The organism is Streptomyces sp. V3I7 (assembly GCF_030817495.1).
Classification (GTDB): domain Bacteria; phylum Actinomycetota; class Actinomycetes; order Streptomycetales; family Streptomycetaceae; genus Streptomyces.
The window spans coordinates 1,758,093-1,777,449 of the sequence record NZ_JAUSZK010000001.1 but is presented as its reverse complement, the minus strand read 5'-3'; the positions used below and the strand labels follow the sequence as shown (position 1 = coordinate 1,777,449).

Annotated in this window: 18 protein-coding genes and 1 pseudogene; 14 read left to right on the top strand and 5 right to left on the bottom strand. The window is 69.3% G+C overall.

Annotated features, from left to right (window positions below):
- Positions 1-35 precede the first annotated feature (35 nt).
- On the bottom strand, positions 36-239 hold the full coding sequence (locus QFZ74_RS08400) for a hypothetical protein (RefSeq protein ID WP_307620166.1): 204 nt from the start codon (positions 237-239) through the stop codon (positions 36-38).
- 202 nt (positions 240-441) lie between these two features.
- Between QFZ74_RS08400 and QFZ74_RS08395 the strand changes: the two genes are divergently transcribed.
- Positions 442-1,416 (top strand): carbohydrate kinase family protein, encoded by a 975-nt coding sequence (locus QFZ74_RS08395; RefSeq protein ID WP_307620165.1) that lies wholly within the window; start codon positions 442-444, stop codon positions 1,414-1,416.
- 111 nt (positions 1,417-1,527) lie between these two features.
- Here the strand turns inward: QFZ74_RS08395 and QFZ74_RS08390 are convergent, their stop codons facing one another.
- Positions 1,528-2,907 carry a cysteine desulfurase/sulfurtransferase TusA family protein gene (locus QFZ74_RS08390; RefSeq protein WP_307620164.1) on the bottom strand — a complete coding sequence of 460 codons (1,380 nt, stop codon included), beginning with the start codon at positions 2,905-2,907 and terminating at the stop codon, positions 1,528-1,530.
- Between the two features lie 377 nt (positions 2,908-3,284).
- On the opposite strand from QFZ74_RS08390, the gene coxB reads away from it, so the two are divergent.
- The 4 genes from coxB to QFZ74_RS08370 all read left to right on the top strand — a co-directional run bounded on the left by coxB (position 3,285) and on the right by QFZ74_RS08370 (position 7,777).
- A complete protein-coding gene (gene coxB / locus QFZ74_RS08385) occupies positions 3,285-4,244 on the top strand; it encodes a cytochrome c oxidase subunit II (protein WP_307620163.1) in 960 nt (319 codons plus the stop codon).
- Positions 4,241-5,974: a cytochrome c oxidase subunit I gene (gene ctaD / locus QFZ74_RS08380; RefSeq protein ID WP_307620162.1), complete on the top strand. Its 1,734-nt coding sequence runs from the start codon at positions 4,241-4,243 to the stop codon at positions 5,972-5,974. The genes coxB and ctaD overlap by 4 nt, the downstream gene beginning before the upstream one ends.
- Positions 5,971-6,369, top strand: a complete 399-nt coding sequence (locus QFZ74_RS08375; protein WP_307620161.1) for a cytochrome c oxidase subunit 4 — start codon at positions 5,971-5,973, stop codon at positions 6,367-6,369. Before ctaD ends, QFZ74_RS08375 begins: the two co-directional genes overlap by 4 nt.
- 133 nt (positions 6,370-6,502) lie before the next feature.
- On the top strand, positions 6,503-7,777 hold the full coding sequence (locus QFZ74_RS08370) for an Ig-like domain-containing protein (protein WP_307620160.1): 1,275 nt from the start codon (positions 6,503-6,505) through the stop codon (positions 7,775-7,777).
- 65 nt (positions 7,778-7,842) lie between these two features.
- On the opposite strand, the gene QFZ74_RS08365 is transcribed toward QFZ74_RS08370, so the two are convergent.
- The gene (locus QFZ74_RS08365; protein WP_307620159.1) at positions 7,843-8,244 is read right to left on the bottom strand and encodes a hypothetical protein; all 402 of its coding nucleotides are present in this window, start codon (positions 8,242-8,244) and stop codon (positions 7,843-7,845) included.
- Between the two features lie 203 nt (positions 8,245-8,447).
- On the opposite strand from QFZ74_RS08365, the gene QFZ74_RS08360 reads away from it, so the two are divergent.
- From QFZ74_RS08360 to trpD, 5 genes and pseudogenes are all read left to right on the top strand, one after another.
- On the top strand, positions 8,448-9,068 hold the full coding sequence (locus QFZ74_RS08360) for a heme-copper oxidase subunit III (protein ID WP_307620158.1): 621 nt from the start codon (positions 8,448-8,450) through the stop codon (positions 9,066-9,068).
- Positions 9,069-9,144: 76 nt separating this feature from the next.
- Positions 9,145-9,957 carry a c-type cytochrome gene (locus QFZ74_RS08355; protein ID WP_307620157.1) on the top strand — a complete coding sequence of 271 codons (813 nt, stop codon included), beginning with the start codon at positions 9,145-9,147 and terminating at the stop codon, positions 9,955-9,957.
- A pseudogene (locus tag QFZ74_RS08350) lies at positions 9,954-11,022 on the top strand (Rieske 2Fe-2S domain-containing protein). Before QFZ74_RS08355 ends, QFZ74_RS08350 begins: the two are co-directional and overlap by 4 nt.
- Complete coding sequence (locus QFZ74_RS08345; RefSeq protein WP_307620156.1) at positions 11,019-12,656, top strand: cytochrome bc complex cytochrome b subunit; 1,638 nt, start codon at positions 11,019-11,021, stop codon at positions 12,654-12,656. Before QFZ74_RS08350 ends, QFZ74_RS08345 begins: the two are co-directional and overlap by 4 nt.
- A 141-nt stretch (positions 12,657-12,797) precedes the next feature.
- Positions 12,798-13,868 carry an anthranilate phosphoribosyltransferase gene (gene trpD / locus QFZ74_RS08340; RefSeq protein ID WP_307620155.1) on the top strand — a complete coding sequence of 357 codons (1,071 nt, stop codon included), beginning with the start codon at positions 12,798-12,800 and terminating at the stop codon, positions 13,866-13,868.
- A gap of 130 nt (positions 13,869-13,998) precedes the next feature.
- Here trpD and QFZ74_RS08335 read toward each other — a convergent pair whose 3' ends face one another.
- Positions 13,999-14,280, bottom strand: a complete 282-nt coding sequence (locus QFZ74_RS08335; protein WP_307620154.1) for an Lrp/AsnC family transcriptional regulator — start codon at positions 14,278-14,280, stop codon at positions 13,999-14,001.
- A complete protein-coding gene (locus QFZ74_RS08330; protein WP_307620153.1) occupies positions 14,277-15,020 on the bottom strand; it encodes a rhomboid family intramembrane serine protease in 744 nt (247 codons plus the stop codon). The genes QFZ74_RS08335 and QFZ74_RS08330 overlap by 4 nt, the downstream gene beginning before the upstream one ends.
- A gap of 162 nt (positions 15,021-15,182) precedes the next feature.
- Here QFZ74_RS08330 and QFZ74_RS08325 point away from each other — a divergent pair, with 162 nt between their 5' ends.
- The 4 genes from QFZ74_RS08325 to QFZ74_RS08310 all read left to right on the top strand — a co-directional run bounded on the left by QFZ74_RS08325 (position 15,183) and on the right by QFZ74_RS08310 (position 19,330).
- Positions 15,183-15,422, top strand: coding sequence for a hypothetical protein (locus QFZ74_RS08325; RefSeq protein WP_307620152.1), 240 nt, complete (start codon positions 15,183-15,185; stop codon positions 15,420-15,422).
- Positions 15,423-15,462: 40 nt separating this feature from the next.
- A complete protein-coding gene (locus tag QFZ74_RS08320; RefSeq protein ID WP_307620151.1) occupies positions 15,463-16,806 on the top strand; it encodes an NYN domain-containing protein in 1,344 nt (447 codons plus the stop codon).
- Between the two features lie 209 nt (positions 16,807-17,015).
- Entirely contained in the window at positions 17,016-18,053 is a 1,038-nt protein-coding gene (locus QFZ74_RS08315; RefSeq protein WP_307620150.1) for an NlpC/P60 family protein, read from the top strand.
- 254 nt (positions 18,054-18,307) lie between these two features.
- On the top strand, positions 18,308-19,330 hold the full coding sequence (locus QFZ74_RS08310) for an NlpC/P60 family protein (RefSeq protein ID WP_307620149.1): 1,023 nt from the start codon (positions 18,308-18,310) through the stop codon (positions 19,328-19,330).
- Positions 19,331-19,357 lie beyond the last annotated feature (27 nt).

The window sequence follows — 19,357 nt, the reverse complement described above, 5'->3', positions numbered from 1 at the left end:
GAGGAGCGTGCGGTTCCCTCGAAGACGGGAGTCGGCTAGTCGCCGTACTCCGACATCGCGTCCAGCAGCCGGGCGGACTTCGCCGGGACGTCCACCCCGTGGATGAGCGAGGGTGGTACCGGCCGGGACGCGGCGCGCTTGGGCGTCGTCCAGTGCCGGGCCATCCGGGCGCAGTCGCCGCGCAGAGAGGCCAGATCGCCGTCGAGGTCGGCCGGAGCGGGGGCCTTGAGGTTCGTCATGAACGCACCGTAGGCATGGTGCGGGTGGTGGCGAAAGATCTACTATCGGGTAGGTTTGTCGGCCGCGACGTCCGCATTCGGGCCGGTACGGAGAGCGGAGCGGGTAGCGTTAACTGTCAACCGCCCGCCCGTCTCCTCCCCGCCGCCCCTCGGACGTGCGCGGGCGCCGCGCCCCACCACATTCCTCAGGAGAGTCCCAGCCGTGCGCATCGCAGTCACCGGCTCCATCGCCACCGACCACCTCATGACCTTCCCCGGCCGCTTCGCCGACCAGTTCGTCGCGGACCAGCTGCACACGGTCTCGCTCTCCTTCCTGGTCGACAACCTCGACGTACGCCGGGGCGGCGTCGGCGCCAACATCGCCTTCGGCATGGGACAGCTCGGCACCCGGCCGGTCCTGGTCGGCGCCGCGGGCTTCGACTTCGACGAGTACCGCGCCTGGCTGGAGCGGCATGGCGTGGACACCGAGTCGGTCCGCATCTCCGAGACCCTGCACACCGCCCGCTTCGTGTGCACCACCGACGCCGACCACAACCAGATCGGCTCCTTCTACACCGGTGCGATGAGCGAGGCCCGGCAGATCGAGCTGAAGACCGTCGCCGACCGTGTCGAGGGCCTGGACCTGGTCCTGATCGGCGCCGACGACCCCGAGGCGATGCTCCGCCACACCGAGGAGTGCCGCTCCCGGAACATCCCGTTCGCCGCCGACTTCTCCCAGCAGATCGCCCGCATGGACGGGGAGGAGATCCGGATACTGCTGGACGGGGCGACCTACCTCTTCTCCAACGAGTACGAGAAGGGGCTCATCGAGTCCAAGACCGGCTGGAGCGCCGAGGAGATCCTCGCCAAGGTCGGCCACCGGGTCACCACCCTCGGCTCGCGCGGCGTGCGCATCGAGCGGGTCGGCGCGGACCCGATCGAGGTCGGCTGCCCCGAGGAGGACGTGAAGGCCGACCCGACCGGCGTCGGCGACGCCTTCCGCGCCGGCTTCCTGTCCGGTCTGGCCTGGGGCGTCTCCCTGGAGCGCGCCGCCCAGGTCGGCTGCATGCTCGCCACCCTCGTCATCGAGACGGTCGGCACGCAGGAGTACCAGCTGCGCCGCGGTCACTTCATGGACCGCTTCACCAAGGCCTACGGCGAGGACGCCGCCGCGGAGGTGCGGGCGCACCTGGCCTGATCTGCGGGCGACCACGCGTGTGCCTCGACGGGTCCCGTGTCGACCGCGGGTCCGTCGGGGCTGGTCGCGCAGTTCCCCGCGCCCCTGAGTCGGCTGCCCCTGAGCCTCTGTTCAGCTCACCCGGCGGACGATGTACGCGGCGCCTCGTTCCGCCGGCTCCTCGCCGACGTACTCCTGGCCGCGCATCTCGCACCACACCGGGATGTCCAGCCGTGCCGCCTCGTCGTCCGACAGGACGCGCACCGTGCCGCCCACCGGCACGTCCCCGATGACCTTCGCCAGCTCGATGACGGGGATCGGGCAGCGCCGGCCGAGTGCGTCCACGATCAGCTCCTCGACCGGCGTCGCAGAAGCCGTCCCGACCGGCGCCCCCAGCTTCTCGCGGACCCCGGCCACCGCCCCGGACAGCACCGACAGGAACCGCTCGACGTCCTCCGCCGGCGTCCCCGGCGGCAGCGACACCCGTACGTTGCCCTCGCTCAGCACACCCATCGCCTTCAGCACATGGCTCGGGATCAGCGTGCTGCTCGTGCAGGACGACCCGGACGACACCGAGAAGCCCTCCCGGTCCAGGGCGTCGAGCAGCGCCTCGCCGTCGACGTAGAGGCAGGAGAAGGTGACGATCCCGGGCAGCCTGCGCGCCGGATCGCCCACCACCTCGACGTCCGGCACCAGTTCCGGCACCCGGGTGCGGATCCGCTCGGTCAACTCCCGCAGCCGTACGGCCTCCTGGGCCGCCTCGGCCCGTACCGCCCGCAGCGATGCGGCCGCGGCCACGATCGCCGGGATGTTCTCGAACCCGGGCGCCCGCCCCGACTCGCGCTCGTCCACCGGCCCCTGGGCCGCGAACCGCACCCCCTTGCGTACGACGAGCAGCCCGACCCCCGACGGCCCGCCCCACTTGTGGGCACTGCCCGTCAGCAGGGACCAGTCGCCCTCGACGCGCCCCCAGCCCAGCGACTGGGCCGCGTCCACCAGCAGCGGCACCCCGGCCGCCCGGCACACCTCGGCCACCGCGGCCACCGGCTGCTCGGTCCCCACCTCGTGGCTGGCCGACTGCAGACAGGCCAGCGCGGTGTCGGTGCGCAGCGCCCCGGCGTAGGAGTCCGCGGTGACCGCGCCCGTACGCAGGACCGGGACCCGGGTCACCGATCCGCCGTCGGCCTCGAACACGTCCGCCGCGTGCAGCACCGAGGAGTGTTCGACGGCTGACACGATCAGGTGGCGTCCGGTCCGGCGCCGTCCCGCCAGCGCGCCCGCGACGCCGGTGTGCACGGCCCGGGTCCCGGAGGAGGTGAACACCAGCTCGTCCGGCCGGCACCCCACCGCCTCCGCGGCCGCCTCGCGCGCCGCGTCCAGCAGCATCCGCGCCCGCCGCCCCTCCCGGTACAGCCGTGCGGGATCGGCCCACCCCTCGTCGAGCGAGGCCTGGAGCGCCTGCCGGGCGACGGGGTGGAGGGGAGCGGCGGAGGCCGCGTCGAAGTAGGACACACCGCCACGCTAATCCTCGGTGCGCCGACCCGTCCTGGCGGCCCGGCTCACCTGTCGGGCTTTTCGTGGGAGATCCGCCTGAACACGCACAATCCCGACCCCTCGTCGTCACCCCCCGCACGAGCGTCCGTAACGACCCCGAGACATAGGCCCCCGAAAGCGTCGAATCCCCGTCAGATGGCGGTGTACGGCGGGGTGTCCGGGGCCCCTCGGGGGGAGGCGCGACGCGTTGCCCACCCCTCCCGCGCGACCCCGAAATGCGTCCAGTAGGGTTTGGTCCGCATAAACATCAAACCCCTGCCCGACGCAGGGCGGCGACCGACCAGCGAGACGGCCGCAGCCGTACAGCGCGGGCGAGACTCTCGGGAAGGCGCTACGTGAGTCCCAACGGCTCCGACCGCTCGCCGCGGCGCCCGATGCGGCGGAAGCTGCTGCAGGCACTGACCGCGGGCCTGGTCCTGGCGACCGCGACCGGTTGCACATACAAGGACTTCCCCCGCCTTGGTATGCCCACCCCGACCACGGAAGAGGCTCCGCGGATCCTTTCCCTGTGGCAGGGTTCCTGGGCTGCCGCGCTCGCCGTCGGCGTGCTGGTGTGGGGCCTGATCCTGTGGAGCGTCATGTTCCACCGGCGCAGCCGCACCAAGGTCGAGGTACCTCCGCAGACCCGGTACAACATGCCGATCGAGGCCCTGTACACGGTGGTCCCGATCATCATCATCTCGGTGCTCTTCTACTTCACGGCCCGGGACGAGGCGAAGCTCCTCAGCCTCTCCAAGAAGCCCGACGTCACGGTCAACGTGGTCGGCTTCCAGTGGAGCTGGGGCTTCAACTACATCGAGAACGTTCCCGGTTCCAAGGGCAACGCGAAGACCGATCCGAACCTGGACGCCATTCCGAACCGGTTCGTGAAGGAATTCCCGGCGAACGCCGGCGGCGTCTACGACGTCGGCACGCCCGGTACGCGGAACCCGCAGACGCACAACCCCGGTCCGACGCTCTGGCTCCCTGAGGGCAAGACGGTCCGCTTCATCCTCACCTCGCGTGACGTCATCCACTCCTTCTGGGTGGTGCCGTTCCTGATGAAGCAGGACGTGATCCCGGGCCACACCAACGCCTTCCAGGTGACCCCGAACCACCAGGGCACCTTCTTCGGCAAGTGTGCGGAGCTCTGCGGCGTCGACCACTCCCGGATGCTGTTCAACGTGAAGGTCGTCTCCCCCGAGCGCTACGAGCAGCACCTCAAGGACCTCGCCAAGAAGGGGCAGACCGGTTACATTCCCGCCGGCATCAAGCAGACGCCGCATGAGAAGAACCGGGAGACGAACAACCTGTGAGCATCCTCAACGAACCCCAGGGTGCCGCGGCAGCTGAAGACTCGTACGAGCACGAGCTGCCGGTCAGGCGCAAGCAGCCCGGCAACGTCGTGGTGAAGTGGCTGACGACCACCGACCACAAGACGATCGGCACGCTGTACCTCGTGACGTCGTTCGCGTTCTTCCTGATCGGCGGCGTGATGGCGCTCCTCATGCGCGCCGAGCTGGCCCGGCCGGGCCTGCAGATCATGTCCAACGAGCAGTTCAACCAGGCGTTCACGATGCACGGCACCGTGATGCTCCTGATGTTCGCGACCCCGCTCTTCGCCGGCTTCGCGAACTGGATCATGCCGCTGCAGATCGGCGCGCCCGACGTGGCGTTCCCGCGGCTGAACATGTTCGCCTACTGGCTCTATCTGTTCGGCTCGACGATCGCGGTCGGTGGTTTCATCACCCCCGAGGGCGCGGCCGACTTCGGCTGGTTCGCGTACAGCCCGCTGTCGGACGCGGTCCGCTCGCCGGGCCTCGGCGCCGACATGTGGATCATGGGTCTGGCCCTCTCCGGCTTCGGCACGATCCTCGGCTCGGTCAACTTCATCACCACGATCATCTGCATGCGTGCTCCGGGCATGACCATGTTCCGCATGCCGATCTTCGTGTGGAACGTGCTGCTGACCGGTGTCCTGGTCCTGCTGGCCTTCCCGGTGCTGGCCGCCGCGCTGTTCGCCCTGGAGGCGGACCGCAAGTTCGGTGCCCATGTCTTCGACGCGGCCAACGGTGGCGCACTGCTGTGGCAACACCTCTTCTGGTTCTTCGGACACCCAGAGGTGTACATCATTGCCCTGCCGTTCTTCGGCATCATCAGTGAGGTCATCCCGGTCTTCTCCCGCAAGCCGATGTTCGGCTACATGGGTCTGATCGCCGCGACGATCTCGATCGCCGGTCTGTCCGTGACCGTGTGGGCGCACCACATGTACGTCACCGGCGGTGTGCTGCTGCCGTTCTTCTCCTTCATGACCTTCCTGATCGCGGTCCCGACCGGTGTGAAGTTCTTCAACTGGATCGGCACCATGTGGAAGGGGTCACTGAGCTTCGAGACCCCGATGCTCTGGGCCGTCGGCTTCCTGATCACCTTCACCTTCGGTGGTCTGACGGGTGTCATCCTGGCCTCGCCGCCGATGGACTTCCACGTCTCGGACTCGTACTTCGTGGTGGCGCACTTCCACTACGTCGTGTTCGGCACCGTCGTCTTCGCGATGTTCTCCGGCTTCCACTTCTGGTGGCCGAAGTTCACCGGCAAGATGCTCGACGAGCGCCTCGGCAAGATCACCTTCTGGACGCTGTTCATCGGCTTCCACGGCACCTTCCTGGTCCAGCACTGGCTGGGCGCCGAGGGCATGCCCCGTCGTTACGCCGACTACCTGGCGGCCGACGGCTTCACCGCCCTGAACACGATCTCCACGATCAGCTCGTTCCTGCTCGGCCTGTCGATCCTGCCGTTCCTCTACAACGTGTGGAAGACGGCCAAGTACGGCAAGCCGGTCGGCGTCGACGACCCCTGGGGCTACGGCCGTTCGCTGGAGTGGGCCACCTCGTGCCCGCCCCCGCGGCACAACTTCCTCACCCTGCCGCGGATCCGCAGCGAATCCCCGGCGTTCGACCTGCACCACCCTGAGATCGCGGCCCTCGAGCAGCTTGAGCACGCCGGCCACGCCGGTGCCATCGCGGGCGGCAAGGAGGCCGGCAAGTGAAGATCCAGGGCAGGATGTTCATGTGGCTGAGCGCCTTCATCCTCGTCATGGCGGTCGTCTATGGCGTGTGGTCGAAGGAGCCGGTCGGTACGACGGCGCTCGTCATGGCCTTCGGCCTGTGCATCATGGTCGGCTACTACCTGGGCTTCACCGCCCGGCGGGTCGACGCGGGTGCCCAGGACAACAAGGAGGCCGACGTCGCGGACGAGGCCGGCGAGCTGGGCTTCTTCAGCCCGCACAGCTGGCAGCCGCTCGCGCTCGGCATCGGCGGCGCGCTGGCCTTCCTCGGCATCGCCGTCGGCTGGTGGCTGATGTACTTCTCGGCGCCGATCATCCTGATCGGTCTGTTCGGCTGGGTGTTCGAGTACTACCACGGTGAGAGCCGCACGCAGTAGCGCACGCAGCGCACTCCGGGGAAGCCCGGGCACTCCGTCAGGAGGCCCGGGCTTCCCCCATTTGCCGGACAAAAGGCCCACGATCGGACTGTCCTACCGCGCACCGGTCCGCTCATCTGCTTAGCGTGGCGGCATGAGCCACACTGTGCGTTTTCGCGGCGCGGGAGCCGGCACCGTCATCGGCTGCACCCTGCTGGTGACCGCCCTCGGTGCGGGCCTGACCGCCTGTAGCTCGGACAGCGAATCCTTGTCAGCCCGGCCCTACGACGCGGCGGACAGGATCTCCTTCAACGCCCCCACGGGTTCCGGCAAGAAGGCCGACCCGGACAAGCCCCTCGAGGTCAGCGCCACCGGGGACGACCGCATCACGGACGTCACGGCGATGGACGCCACGGGCCGCTACGTGACGGGCGAACTCGCCGCCGACGGCAGCCGTTGGCACAGCACCTCCCCACTCGCCGCCAACGCCCACTACACCGTGCGGGTCAGCACGGAGGGCGAGGACGGGGCGCCCGGCCGCAAGGTCCTGGACTTCGACACCACCAAGCCCACCGCCAAGAAGGCCCTGGACGTCACGTTCGGGCCCAAGACGGGGGAGTACGGCGTCGGCCAGCCCATCACCGCGGACCTCAGCCAGCCCGTACGGGACAAGGCCCAGCGCGCCCTCGTCGAGCGGTCCCTCCAGGTCGACTCGGTGCCGGGTGTCGCGGGCGCCTGGTACTGGGTGAACGACAAGCAACTGCACTACCGGCCCAAGGAGTACTGGCCCACCCACGCCACGATCCAGGTGCGCAGCAACCTGGAGGGCGTCAAGATCAGCGACCGGCTGCGCGGCGGCACCGGCAAACCCCTGAAGATCACCACCGGTGACCAGATCATCGCCGTCACCGACGCCGCGACGCACTCCATGAAGGTCTACAAGAATGGCGCGGTGATCAAGGAGATCCCGATCACCACGGGCAAGCCCGGCTTCGAGACCCGCAACGGTGTCAAGGTCATCCTGGGCAAGGAGTACTTCGTACGCATGCGCGGGACCACGGTCGGCATCGCCGAGGGCACCTCCGACTCCTACGACCTGCCCGTGTACTACGCCACCCGGGTCACCTGGTCCGGCGAGTACGTCCACGCCGCACCCTGGTCCGTCGGTTCCCAGGGCGCCGCCAACGTCAGCCACGGCTGCACCGGCATGAGCACCGGCAACGCGGAGTGGTTCTTCAACACCGTCCGAGAGGGCGACATCGTCCAGGTCGTCAACTCCAACGGCCAGGAGATGACCCCGTTCGACAACGGCTTCGGCGACTGGAACGTCCCCTGGGAGAAGTGGCGGGGCGGCAGCGCCCTGATGGCCGGCACGCCGGACACCCAGCGGCCCGAGGACATGGCCCGCCTCCAGCCGACGGCGCTCTGAACACACAGGGGCGTGCGGGGGGCCGTACAGCCGCTGTACGCCCCCCCGCACGCCCCTTGCGTCTCCTAGGCGCTCTGGAGCCTCTTCTGCCGCAGCAGGGAGGCGAGGGCGCCCGCGAACTCCACCGGCTCCACCGGGAGCGTCACAGCGGCCTCCGCGCGGCTCCAGGTGGCCAGCCAGGCGTCCTGGGGGCGGCCCATGAGCAGCAGTACCGGCGGGGCGTCGAAGATCTCGTCCTTGATCTGCCGGCACAGGCCCATGCCACCCATCGGCACGGCCTCGCCGTCCAGGACACAGACGTCGATGCCGCCCTTGGTCAGCTCCCGCATGACGGCGGCGGGCGTGGCGCACTCCACGAACTCCACGAGGGGGACGTCCGGGGCGGGCCGGCGGCCCGTGACCAACCGCACTTGCTCACGGGTGCCTGCGTCATCGCTGTAGACCAGCACCGTCGCGGTCGCCTGCATTGTTCCTCCACGCCTAGAAAGACACAGTATGGGTCGGGAACTTCCGGGTACCGATGGCGCGGATGCTACCCCTTCCGACACCTCGTCAACACCGGTTCGGACAGGCCTTCGATGGGTCCGCGCGGCGGCATCAAAGCAGTACACACCGCACGGACACTCCGAACGGGACCCCCGGGGTGAGGGCCAGATAAGCGACCGACATAATGTCGGTCGTGGCGACAGCAACGACAGTAGAAACCGGGCACGCGCACCCGTCGGTCAATCGGCCGAACCTCACCAGCGTCGGAACCATCATCTGGCTGAGTTCCGAGCTGATGTTCTTCGCGGCCCTCTTCGCGATGTACTTCACCCTGCGATCGGTGACCGGTCCCAAGTACTGGAAGGAAATGGCGTCCGCGCTGAACCTTCCGTTCTCGGCGACCAACACCACGATCCTGGTGCTCTCCTCACTCACCTGTCAGCTCGGCGTGTTCGCCGCCGAGCGCGGTGACGTGAAGAAGCTCCGGGCCTGGTTCGCCGTCACCTTCGTGATGGGTGCGATCTTCATCGGCGGTCAGATCTTCGAGTACACGGAGCTGGTCACGAAGGACGGGCTCTCGCTCTCCTCCGGCCCGTACGGCTCGGTGTTCTACCTGACCACCGGTTTCCACGGCCTGCACGTGACGGGCGGTCTCATCGCCTTCCTGCTGGTCCTCGGCCGCACCTACGTGGCCAAGAGGTTCACGCACGAGCAGGCGACCGCCGCCATCGTCGTGTCCTACTACTGGCACTTCGTCGATGTCGTCTGGATCGGCCTCTTCGCAACGATCTACCTGATCAAGTAATCGGCGCGCCGGAGACGGCCGGGCCGATCCAATCCCTGAAGCATCGACGCAGAAGATCCTGACACCGGGGTAATCCGTGAAAAAGCTCTCCGTACGACGACGCCATCCGCTGGCGGCGGTCGTCGTCCTACTCCTTGCGCTGGCGGCCACTGGGGGGCTGTACGCCGCGTTCGCGCCCGCGAGCAAGGCACAGGCCGATGAAACGGCCCAGTCCCTGACGATCGAGGAGGGCAAGAAGCTCTACTCGGTCGGCTGCGCCAGCTGCCACGGCACCGGTGGCCAGGGCACCTCCGACGGGCCGAGCCTGGTGGGCGTGGGCGCCGCGGCCGTGGACTTCCAGGTCAGCACCGGCCGCATGCCGGCCGCCACCTCCCAGGGTGCCCAGGTCCCGAGCAAGAAGCCCATCTACGACCAGGCCCAGATCGACCAGCTCGCGGCGTACATCGCGTCGCTGGGCGCCGGTCCTGAGGTGCCGACCGAGCAGCAGTACGGCCCCCAGGGCGCCGACATCGCCCACGGTGGCGAGCTGTTCCGCACCAACTGCGCGCAGTGCCACAACTTCACCGGCAAGGGTGGTGCGCTGACCAAGGGCAAGTTCGCGCCGACCCTCGAGGGTGTCGCCCCGAAGCACATCTACGAGGCCATGCAGACCGGCCCGCAGAACATGCCCTCCTTCCCCGACACGACGATGCCGGAGAAGGACAAGAAGGACATCATCGCGTACCTGAACGCGGTCAACAGCAGCAACACCGAGAACCCCGGCGGTCTCGAGCTGGGCGGTCTCGGCCCGGTCACCGAGGGCCTGTTCGGATGGATCTTCGGACTGGGTGCCCTGATCGCGGTCGCCGTCTGGGTCGCCGCTCGGACCGCAAAGGCCAAGAAGTCATGAGTAGCCAAGACATTCCAGAAGAGAACCTGCCGGCCCAGCGGCCCGCAGGACACAGCGAGCACGAGGCCGTCAGCGTCGCGGACGAGAAGCACCCGTTCGCCGACCCCGGTCTGCCGCCGCACGAGCACCGGATCCAGGACATCGACGAGCGGGCCGCCCAGCGGTCCGAGCGCGTCGTGGCCATGCTGTTCACGGTGTCGATGCTGGCCGCCCTCGCCTTCATCGCCGCGTATGTGACGATCCCGGCCGACAAGTCGGTCTTCGTCTTCCCGATCGGTCACCTCAGCGCCCTGAACTTCGCGCTGGGTCTGACCCTCGGCACGGCGCTGTTCTGCATCGGCGCGGGCGCGGTCCACTGGGCCCGCACCCTGATGTCCGACGTGGAGCTGACCGACGAGCGGCACGACATCTCGGCGACCCCCGAGGTCCGCGCGAAGGTCTTCGAGGACTTCCGGGCGGGCGCCAAGGAGTCCGGGCTCGGCCCGCCGCAAGCTGATCCGCAACACGATGCTCGGCGCGCTCACCCTGGTGCCGCTGTCCGGCCTCGTCCTGCTGCGCGACCTCGGCCCGCTGCCGGGCACCTCGCTGCGGCACACGCTGTGGTCGAAGGGCAAGCTCCTCGTCAACGTCAACACCAACCAGCCGCTGCGTCCCGAGGACGTCGCCGTCGGTTCGCTGACGTTCGCCAAGCCCGAGGGCCTGGAGGACAAGGCCGAGGACTTCCAGACCGAGATCGCCAAGGCGGCCCTGATGATCGTGCGGCTCCAGCCGGACGACATCAAGGACAAGCGCGAGCTCGAGTGGTCGCACGAGGGCATCGTGGCGTACTCGAAGATCTGCACCCACGTGGGTTGCCCGATCTCCCTGTACGAGCAGCAGACGCACCACGTCCTGTGCCCGTGTCACCAGTCCACCTTCGACCTCTCCGACGGTGCCCGAGTGATCTTCGGCCCCGCCGGTCACGCCCTGCCGCAGCTCCGCATCGGCGTGAACGACGAGGGTTACCTCCAGGCGCTCGGCGACTTCGAGGAGCCCGTCGGTCCTGCATTCTGGGAGCGCGGATGAGTACTGCAGCCAACGAACAGCCCCGCTCCGGCGGGCAGGCGCCCCGCGGCGAGCGCATCGCCGACTGGGCGGACGGCCGGCTCGGGATCTACTCCCTGGCCAAGGCCAACATGCGCAAGATCTTCCCCGACCACTGGTCGTTCATGTTGGGCGAAGTGTGCATGTACAGCTTCATCATCATCATCCTGACGGGTGTGTATCTGACGCTGTTCTTCCACCCGTCGATGAACGAGGTGGAGTACCACGGCAGTTACGTCCCGCTCCAGGGACAGCTGATGTCCGAGGCGTTCAGCTCGACCCTGCACATCTCCTTCGACGTGCGCGGTGGTCTGCTCATCCGGCAGATCCACCACTGGGCCGCCCTGATCTTCCTCGCGGGCATGTTCGTGCACATGATGCGCGTCTTCTTCACCGGCGCGTTCCGCAAGCCGCGTGAGATCAACTGGCTGTTCGGCTTCCTGCTGTTCGTCCTGGGCATGTTCACCGGCTTCACCGGTTACTCGCTCCCGGACGACCTGCTCTCCGGCACCGGTGTCCGCTTCATGGAGGGCGCGATCCTGTCCGTGCCGATCGTCGGCACGTACCTGTCGTTCTTCCTCTTCGGCGGCGAGTTCCCCGGCCACGACTTCGTGGCGCGGTTCTACGCGGTCCACATCCTGCTGCTGCCGGGCATCATGCTCGGCCTGATGGTGGCGCACCTGATCCTGGTCTTCTACCACAAGCACACGCAGTTCGCGGGCCCCGGCAAGAAGGAAACGAACGTCGTCGGCATGCCGCTGCTGCCGGTGTACATGGCCAAGGCCGGAGGCTTCTTCTTCCTGGTCTTCGGTGTCATCGCGGCCATCGCGGCCATCGCGCAGATCAACCCGATCTGGGCCATGGGCCCCTACCGCCCGGACCAGGTGTCGACCGGCGCCCAGCCCGACTGGTACATGGGCTTCGCCGAGGGCCTGATCCGCTTCATGCCGGGCTGGGAGATCAACTTCTGGGGCCACACGCTCGTCCTGGGCGTGTTCATCCCGCTGGTGCTCTTCCCGCTGGTCCTGGTCGCGCTCGCGGTCTACCCGTTCATCGAGTCCTGGATCACCGGCGACCAGCGCGAGCACCACATCCTGGACCGTCCGCGCAACGCCGCGACGCGTACCGCGTTCGGCGTCGCCTGGATCACGATCTACATGATCACGCTGGTCGGCGGCGGCAACGACCTGTGGGCCACGCACTTCCACCTGTCGATCAACGCCGTCACCTGGTTCGTCCGGATCTTCTTCTTCGTCGGACCGGTCATCGCGTTCCTCGTCACCAAGCGGATCTGCCTCGGCCTCCAGCGCCGCGACCGGGAGAAGGTGCTGCACGGTCGGGAGACCGGCATCATCAAGCGCCTGCCGCACGGTGAGTTCATCGAGGTCCACGAGCCGCTCAGCCAGGAGCAGCTGCACACCCTCACCGCCCACCACCAGTACGAGCCGGCCCTGGTCGGCCCGGCGGTGGACGAGAACGGCGTCGAGCGGAAGATCACGGGTGCCGAGAAGCTGCGCGCCAAGCTCAGCAACGCCTACTACGGCGACGACTCCCAGATCCCGAAGGCGACCGCCGAGGAGTACGAGGAGATCACGAGCGGCCACGGCCACCACTGATCGCTGCGCACGCCACGCCACGGTCGAAGGGCCCCCGTCCTCTTGGGACGGGGGCCCTTCGCACACCCGGAGGCTGGATAGGGTGGGACTGTCTAGATTCGCGTCCCGGACCTCCGGGACCTGTGACCCAGGAGCGTGCTCATGAGCGCTGTGACCCCCGCTGGAGGCGACACCGCGGCGGGCCGTTCCTGGCCTGCCCTGCTGGACGGTCTGCTGAGCGGCCGGAACCTGAGCGCCGACGAGACCGCCTGGGCCATGGACCGGATCATGCGCGGCGAGGCGACCGACGCCCAGATCGCCGGCTTCGCGGTGGCGCTGCGGGCCAAGGGCGAGACGGTGGAGGAGATCACCGGCCTCGTACGGACGATGTACGCGCACGCCAACGTCATCGAGGTGCCGGGGGACGCCGTCGACATCGTCGGCACCGGCGGCGACGGCGCGAAGACGGTGAACATCTCCACGATGGCCTCGATCGTCGTCGCCGGTACGGGCGTGAAGGTGGTCAAGCACGGCAACCGGGCGGCGTCCTCGGCGTCGGGCTCCTCGGACGTGCTGGAGAAGCTCGGGATCAACCTCGACCTGACGCCGAAGCGCACGGCCGAGGTCGCCGAGGAAGCGGGCATCACCATCTGCTTCGCGGTGAAGTTCCACCCCTCGCTGCGGCATGTGGCCGCCGCGCGCGGTCAGTTGGGCATCCGCACCACGTTCAACATCCTGGGCCCGCTGACCAACCCCGCGCAGGTGCGGTCCCAGGCGGTCGGCGTCGCGGACCCCCGCATGGCGCCGATCGTGGCGGGCGTCTTCGCCGAGCGCGGCAACTCGTCGCTGGTCTTCCGGGGCGACGACGGCCTCGACGAGCTGACCACGACGTCCACCTCGAGGGTGTGGGTGGTCCGCGACGGCAAGGTCACCGAGGAGACCTTCGACCCGCGCGACGTCGGCATCGACCTGGTCCCGGTGGAGGCCCTCCGTGGCGGTGACCCCTCCTACAACGCGGAGGTGGCCCGCCGCGTCCTGGACGGCGAGAAGGGCCCGGTCCGAGACGCGGTCCTCCTGAACGCGGCGGCGGCCTTGGTAGCCCTGAACCCCACCGAGGCCCCCTTGCCGGACCAGATCCGCGAGGGCATGGCGAAGGCGGCGGAGTCGATCGACTCAGGCGCGGCAAAGCGAGCCCTGGAACGCTGGGTACTGGCGAGCAACGCTCAGGGATAGCGCACCTCTAGGGGCGCGGGGCTGCATCGATGTGCGGCTCCGCCGCGCGGGCGCGACCAGCCACCACGTGCCGGCAGTCGCCCACGATCCGCGCCCCGCAGACGAGCAGGCGCTCAAGCAGGCCTCAGGCCTACGCGTCCAGCCCGATCGAGAACGCCGCCTCCAGGTCGTGCTGCGAATACGTACGGAACGCCACATGCGTATCCGTCGCCTCCACGCCTGGAATCCGGCTGATCCGCCCCGGAATGACGTCCGCGAGGTCCTCGTGCTCGCGCACCCGCACCATCGCGATCAGGTCGTACGTGCCCGTGACGGAGAAGACCTCGCTCACCGAGTCCAGTGAGGCGATCTGTTCCGCGATCTCGGGGATCCGGTCCACGCTGGTCTTGATGAGCACGATCGCGGTGATCACGGCTGGTTCTCTCCCTCGGGGGCCGGAGCTGCGGTGACCTTCACTCTAGTCCCACGCCCGAACCGCCCCCACGCGTAGACGAAGCCCAGCCCGAAGCCCACCAGGTGGGCCAGGTACGCGACCCCCGGCCCCTGCGAGGCCCGCCCCGCCGCGACCCACTGCAGGGCCGCCCAGAAGGGCAGCACGACCCAGGCGGGGAAGCGCACCGGGAGGAACAGCAGGAAGGGGAGGAGACTGGTGACACGGGCCCCGGGGAACAGGAAGAGAAAGGCGCCGAGCACCGCCGAGATCGCCCCCGAGGCTCCGACCAGCGACTGCTCGGAGTTCGCGTTGGCCGCCGCGTAGCCGAGCAGTGCCAGATAGCCGCAGCCGAGGTAGAACAGCGTGAACTGCACCCGGCCCATCCGTTCCTCGGCCATCGCGCCGAAGACGTACAGGAAGAGCATGTTGCCGAGCAGATGCACCCAGCTGCCGTGCAGGAACAGGGCCGTGACCGGGGTGAGGACCTCGCCGGCGGGGCCGTCGAAGAGGTCCGCGGGGACCACGCCCCAGTGCCGGAAGTACGCCCGCTGGGCGAGGAACAGCGTCTGGCCGGTCCCGTACGAGGGATTGAGTCCCGACGCCGGGCCGAGTGCGAAGATCAGACAGCACAGGGTGATCAGGGCGTGCGTCACGGGTGCCGGCGCGCGCCGGACGGTCCGAAGGGTCCTGCCACGCGCCCCGCTCCAATTGCCGATCATGAATACAGAGCATGACGTAACGGGACGCAGTAGCACGGACCGCCTCGCCGCCGTGGCCGGGCGGGCGTCGAGGACCCCCCAGGCCGTAGGGTTACGAGCCACAGGCGTCGGGCAGACGGCGCGTCACGGACACTGGAAGCAGAAGACGGAAGCGAGGCCACGATGCCGGTTCCCCTGCCGACCGCCACGACGCGGTGGCGGTGCACCCTCTGCGGCAACCTCACCCGCTTCGACGTGACGCGCGAGTCGAAGGTCGTCGAGTTCGTCCACCTCGATCTCGGCGGGGAACCCACGGTCGAGGAGCGCGAGGTGCTCAGTGAGACCATCGAGTCGGTGCGCTGCCGCTGGTGCAACGCGCTGGATCAGGTGGAACTCGTGGACAGGCCGGGCGCCGGCTCCTGAGTCAGGGAGCGGGCCCCGTACACGTATTGGGGTGTGACGGATGGTGGAGACCACCAGCGGAGGGCCGGGCGACGGCACCGCCGAGGTGCTTGACCGTCCGCTGCCCGACGGCGTGCGGCGCCGGGTCGTGCAGATCGTGGCGGACGGCTTCGGTGGGCTGACGGTCGGCGAACTGCCCGCCCAGCTACGGCAGTACGCCCGTTTCGCCCCGAATCGCCGGGCCAAGTTCGCGGGCAGCGCCATGGCCGCGGCCGTCGAGACCGACACCCTCTTCCGCCAGCGCATCGGCGAGAAGCTCAGAGAGGCCCAGCCGGAGCTCTCCGGCGCCCTCGACGCCGGCTCGGCGCCCCCGGCCGCGGATCCGCTCGACGTGGCGGCCGCGGCCTATGTGCTGCGCCCCACGGGCTGGGTGAAGCTGGTCAGCGCGGCCGGCGAGGAGGTCGAGCGCGCCGACGCCGAGCGCGCCGACGAGGAGAGCCGGGCCGAACTGGAGCGGCTGCGCGAGGAGCGCGACCGTGCCCGGGAGCAGGCCCGCGCCGAGACCGAGCGGCTGCGCGGGGAGCTGGAGTCGGCGAAGAAGGAAGCGGAGTCGCTTCACCGCAAGCTCCGTGCGGCCCTCAGTGACGTCAAGCGCGGCGAGGCGGCGCTGCGCAAGGCGCAGGCCGAGATCGAGGCAGTGCGCGCCGAGGGGCAGGCGCAGGTGTCCGCCGCCGAGAGCGAGACGCGCCGGCTCAAGGCCCGCCTGGGCGAGGCCGAGGCGGCGCTGGAGGCCGGCCGCCGGGCGGTCCGCGAGGGGCGCAGCGTCGAGGACATGCGGCTGCGGCTGCTGCTCGACACCGTGCTGGACGCGGCCCAGGGGCTGCGCAGGGAACTGGCGCTGCCGCCCGTCTCCGTACGCCCGGCCGAGACCGTGGACGCGGTCGAGCCGGGGCGGATGACGCCGAAGGACATCGCGGCGCGGGCGCTGTCCGACAGCGACCCCGCGATCCTCGACCAGCTGCTCGCGCTGCCGCAGGCGCATCTGGTCGTCGACGGCTACAACGTCACCAAGACCGGCTATCCGCAGATGCCGCTGGAGAAGCAGCGGCTCAGGCTGCTCGGTCAGCTCTCGCAGCTCGCCGCGCAGACCGGCGCCGAGGTCACATGCGTCTTCGACGGCGCCGAACTCGCCGCGCCCGTGCTGCTCGCCCCGCCGCGCGGGGTGCGGGTGCTGTTCTCCAAGCCGGGTGTGACGGCCGACGAGCTGATCCGCCAGCTGGTGCGCGCCGAGCCGCCGGGCCGTCCGGTCATCGTCGCCTCGACCGACCGCGAGGTGGCCGACGGGGTCGCCAAGGCCGGGGCCCGTCCCGTGGCTTCCGCGGTGCTTCTCAAGCGTCTGTCGTGAAGGTCAACGTACGGGCTCAATGCCTGAATTGACGGTTCCGTCGCACGACCTAGCGTCAAGTGAGCGTCACCGCATGTGAATTGTGTGCAAAGAATGCAGGGTGTGACGCATTTTTTCATCTGAGGATTTGAACTGATCACAGCAAGGTCACTAGGGTCTGGGCTCGAACCTCCGCACGGGTTATCACTCAAACGAAGGAGCCCAGCTCCGTGGCGTCCCACCGTCGACCGAAGCAGCCGAGCCGCGCACGCGTGACCGTGCTGACCACCGCAGCCGCCGCTGCCGTCGTCCTCAGCGCACAGGCCGCCAACGCGGCTCCGAGCGAGAAGCCGAACAAGGACGAGGTCAAGGCCAAGGTCGACGCGCTCTACGAGCAGGCGGAGCAGGCCACCGAGCGCTACAACGGCGCCAAGGAGAAGCAGGAGAAGCTCCAGAAGGAGATCTCCACCATCCAGGACAACGTCGCGCGCGAGCAGGAAGAGCTCAACAAGCTCCGCGACGGCCTGGGTTCGATGGCCTCCGCCCAGTACCGCTCCGGTGGCATAGATCCCTCCGTCCAGCTCTTCCTGTCGGCCGACCCGGACGACTACCTCGACAAGGCCTCCACGCTCGACCAGTTGAGCAGCCAGCAGGTCGAGGCCCTGAAGAAGATCCAGGACAAGCAGCGCGAACTCGCCCAGGAGCGCGCCGAGGCGGCCGAGAAGCTCAAGGACCTCGCCTCCACCCGGACCGAGCTGGGCAACAAGAAGAAGGAAGTCCAGGGCAAGCTCGCCGAGGCGCAGAGACTGCTCAACACCCTGACCGCGCAGGAGAAGGCGGCACTCGCCGCCAAGGAGGCGCGCGCCAGCCGCTCCGCCGCCGCCCGCGTGGAGCTGGGCCTGCACCTCGGTTCCGGCCGGGCCTCCGCGGCCTTCTCCGCCGCCCAGAGCCAGATCGGCAAGCCCTACGTCTACGGTGCCACCGGCCCGTCCTCCTTCGACTGCTCGGGCCTGACCTCCTGGGCCTACGCCCAGGCCGGCGTCTCCATCCCGCGCACCGCGCAGCAGCAGGCCAACATCGGCACGCGCATCTCGTCGATGAACGACCTCCAGGTCGGCGACCTGGTCTTCTTCTTCAACGACATCCACCACGTCGGCCTCTACGCGGGCAACGGCCAGGTGCTGCACGCCCCGCGAACCGGCACGGTCGTCCGCTACGAGTCGATGAGCACCATCGGCGGTCCGTTCATGTTCGGCGTCCGCGTCTGAGGTTCTTCCGGACCCGCCCCCGTCCGCCCGAACGGGCGAATTGCCAGGGCGCGTTCTGCCCCGCACCCCGCTGCTGACCTGCGTCGGCGGCGGGGTGTCACCGTCTGTGCCCGCGGACGTCTTTGGCCGGTACGGGTCCGCACGGCTACTGTCTGGCGCGTTTTCGAGCGGTCACGTTCCCCTCGCAGCCATGCGTCCCGGGGAGCGTGACCGCTCGGAGCTGTCATGTCCGCCAGCGGAAGGGGTGCGGCTTCGTGGGGTTCCATCGCCGCCTTGTACCGTCCGGGTTCGACCGGGGCGCCGGCGCCGCCCTGTGCGCGCTGTCCACCGCGACCGCCGTCCTCGGCGCCGTACCGGCGGGCGCCGCGCCGCACGCCGATCCCCGCGTCGAGGTGGACCGCCTCTACGAGCAGGCCGAGAAGGCGACCGAGGCCTACAACAAGGCCCATGAGCGCGCCGGCGTGCTGCACCGGCGGATCGGCGACGCGCAGGACGAGATCGCCCGCCAGCAGGAGCGCGTGAACTCCCTGCGGGAGCAGCTCGGTTCGCTGGCCGGGGCCCAGTACCGCTCCGGCGGCATCGACCCCGCCGTGGCCCTGCTCTTCTCCGACGACCCGGACGCCTACCTCGACAAGGCGACCACGCTCGGCCGGATCGACGCCCGCCAGGCCGGCCGGCTGCGAAGACTCCGCACGGCCCTGCGTGAACTCACCCAGGAGCGGGCCGAGACCGCCCGCGCGCTCCACGACCTGGAGCGGAGCCGCAGGGCCGTCGCCGACCACAAGCGCACCGTGGAGAAGAAGCTCGCCCGGGCCCGGCTGCTGCTCGCCTCCCTGCCGTACGAGCAGCGGGCCGCCTACGAGCGGACCTCCCGCGACGGCCGCCCGGACCTGGCCGGCCTGCCCGGCTTCGGCGGCGCCGTCGCGCCCAGCGCCCGGGCCGCCGCGGCCGTCGCCGCCGCCCGCTCCGCCCTCGGGCGTCCCTACGTGTGGGGCGCGAGCGGCCCTTCCGGCTTCGACTGCTCGGGCCTGATGCAGTGGTCGTACGCCCGCGCCGGGATCCAGCTGCCGCGCACCTCGCAGGAACAGCGGTTCGCCGGACGCCGGATCCCGCTCGCCGAGGCCCGGCCCGGCGACCTGGTCATCTACCGCTCCGACGCCGGACACGTGGGCATGTACGTGGGCAACGGCCAGGTGATCCACGCGCCCCATCCCGGCGCGGCCGTGCGCTACGACCCGGTCGGCATGATGCCGGTCTCCTCGGTCACCCGCGTCTGACCGGCGGCGGGGGCCGTACGATCGGCG

Bases quoted from the DNA above. Each gene is read 5' to 3' on its own strand.
- QFZ74_RS08400 (WP_307620166.1), bottom strand. From the start codon at position 239: ATGACGAACCTCAAGGCCCCCGCTCCGGCCGACCTCGACGGCGATCTG.
- QFZ74_RS08370 (WP_307620160.1), top strand. From the start codon at position 6,503: ATGAGCCACACTGTGCGTTTTCGCGGCGCGGGAGCCGGCACCGTCATC.
- QFZ74_RS08360 (WP_307620158.1), top strand. From the start codon at position 8,448: ATGTCGGTCGTGGCGACAGCAACGACAGTAGAAACCGGGCACGCGCAC.
- QFZ74_RS08325 (WP_307620152.1), top strand. From the start codon at position 15,183: ATGCCGGTTCCCCTGCCGACCGCCACGACGCGGTGGCGGTGCACCCTC.
- trpD (WP_307620155.1), top strand. From the start codon at position 12,798: ATGAGCGCTGTGACCCCCGCTGGAGGCGACACCGCGGCGGGCCGTTCC.
- QFZ74_RS08330 (WP_307620153.1), bottom strand. From the start codon at position 15,020: ATGATCGGCAATTGGAGCGGGGCGCGTGGCAGGACCCTTCGGACCGTC.
- QFZ74_RS08345 (WP_307620156.1), top strand. From the start codon at position 11,019: ATGAGTACTGCAGCCAACGAACAGCCCCGCTCCGGCGGGCAGGCGCCC.
- QFZ74_RS08365 (WP_307620159.1), bottom strand. From the start codon at position 8,244: ATGCAGGCGACCGCGACGGTGCTGGTCTACAGCGATGACGCAGGCACC.
- QFZ74_RS08320 (WP_307620151.1), top strand. From the start codon at position 15,463: ATGGTGGAGACCACCAGCGGAGGGCCGGGCGACGGCACCGCCGAGGTG.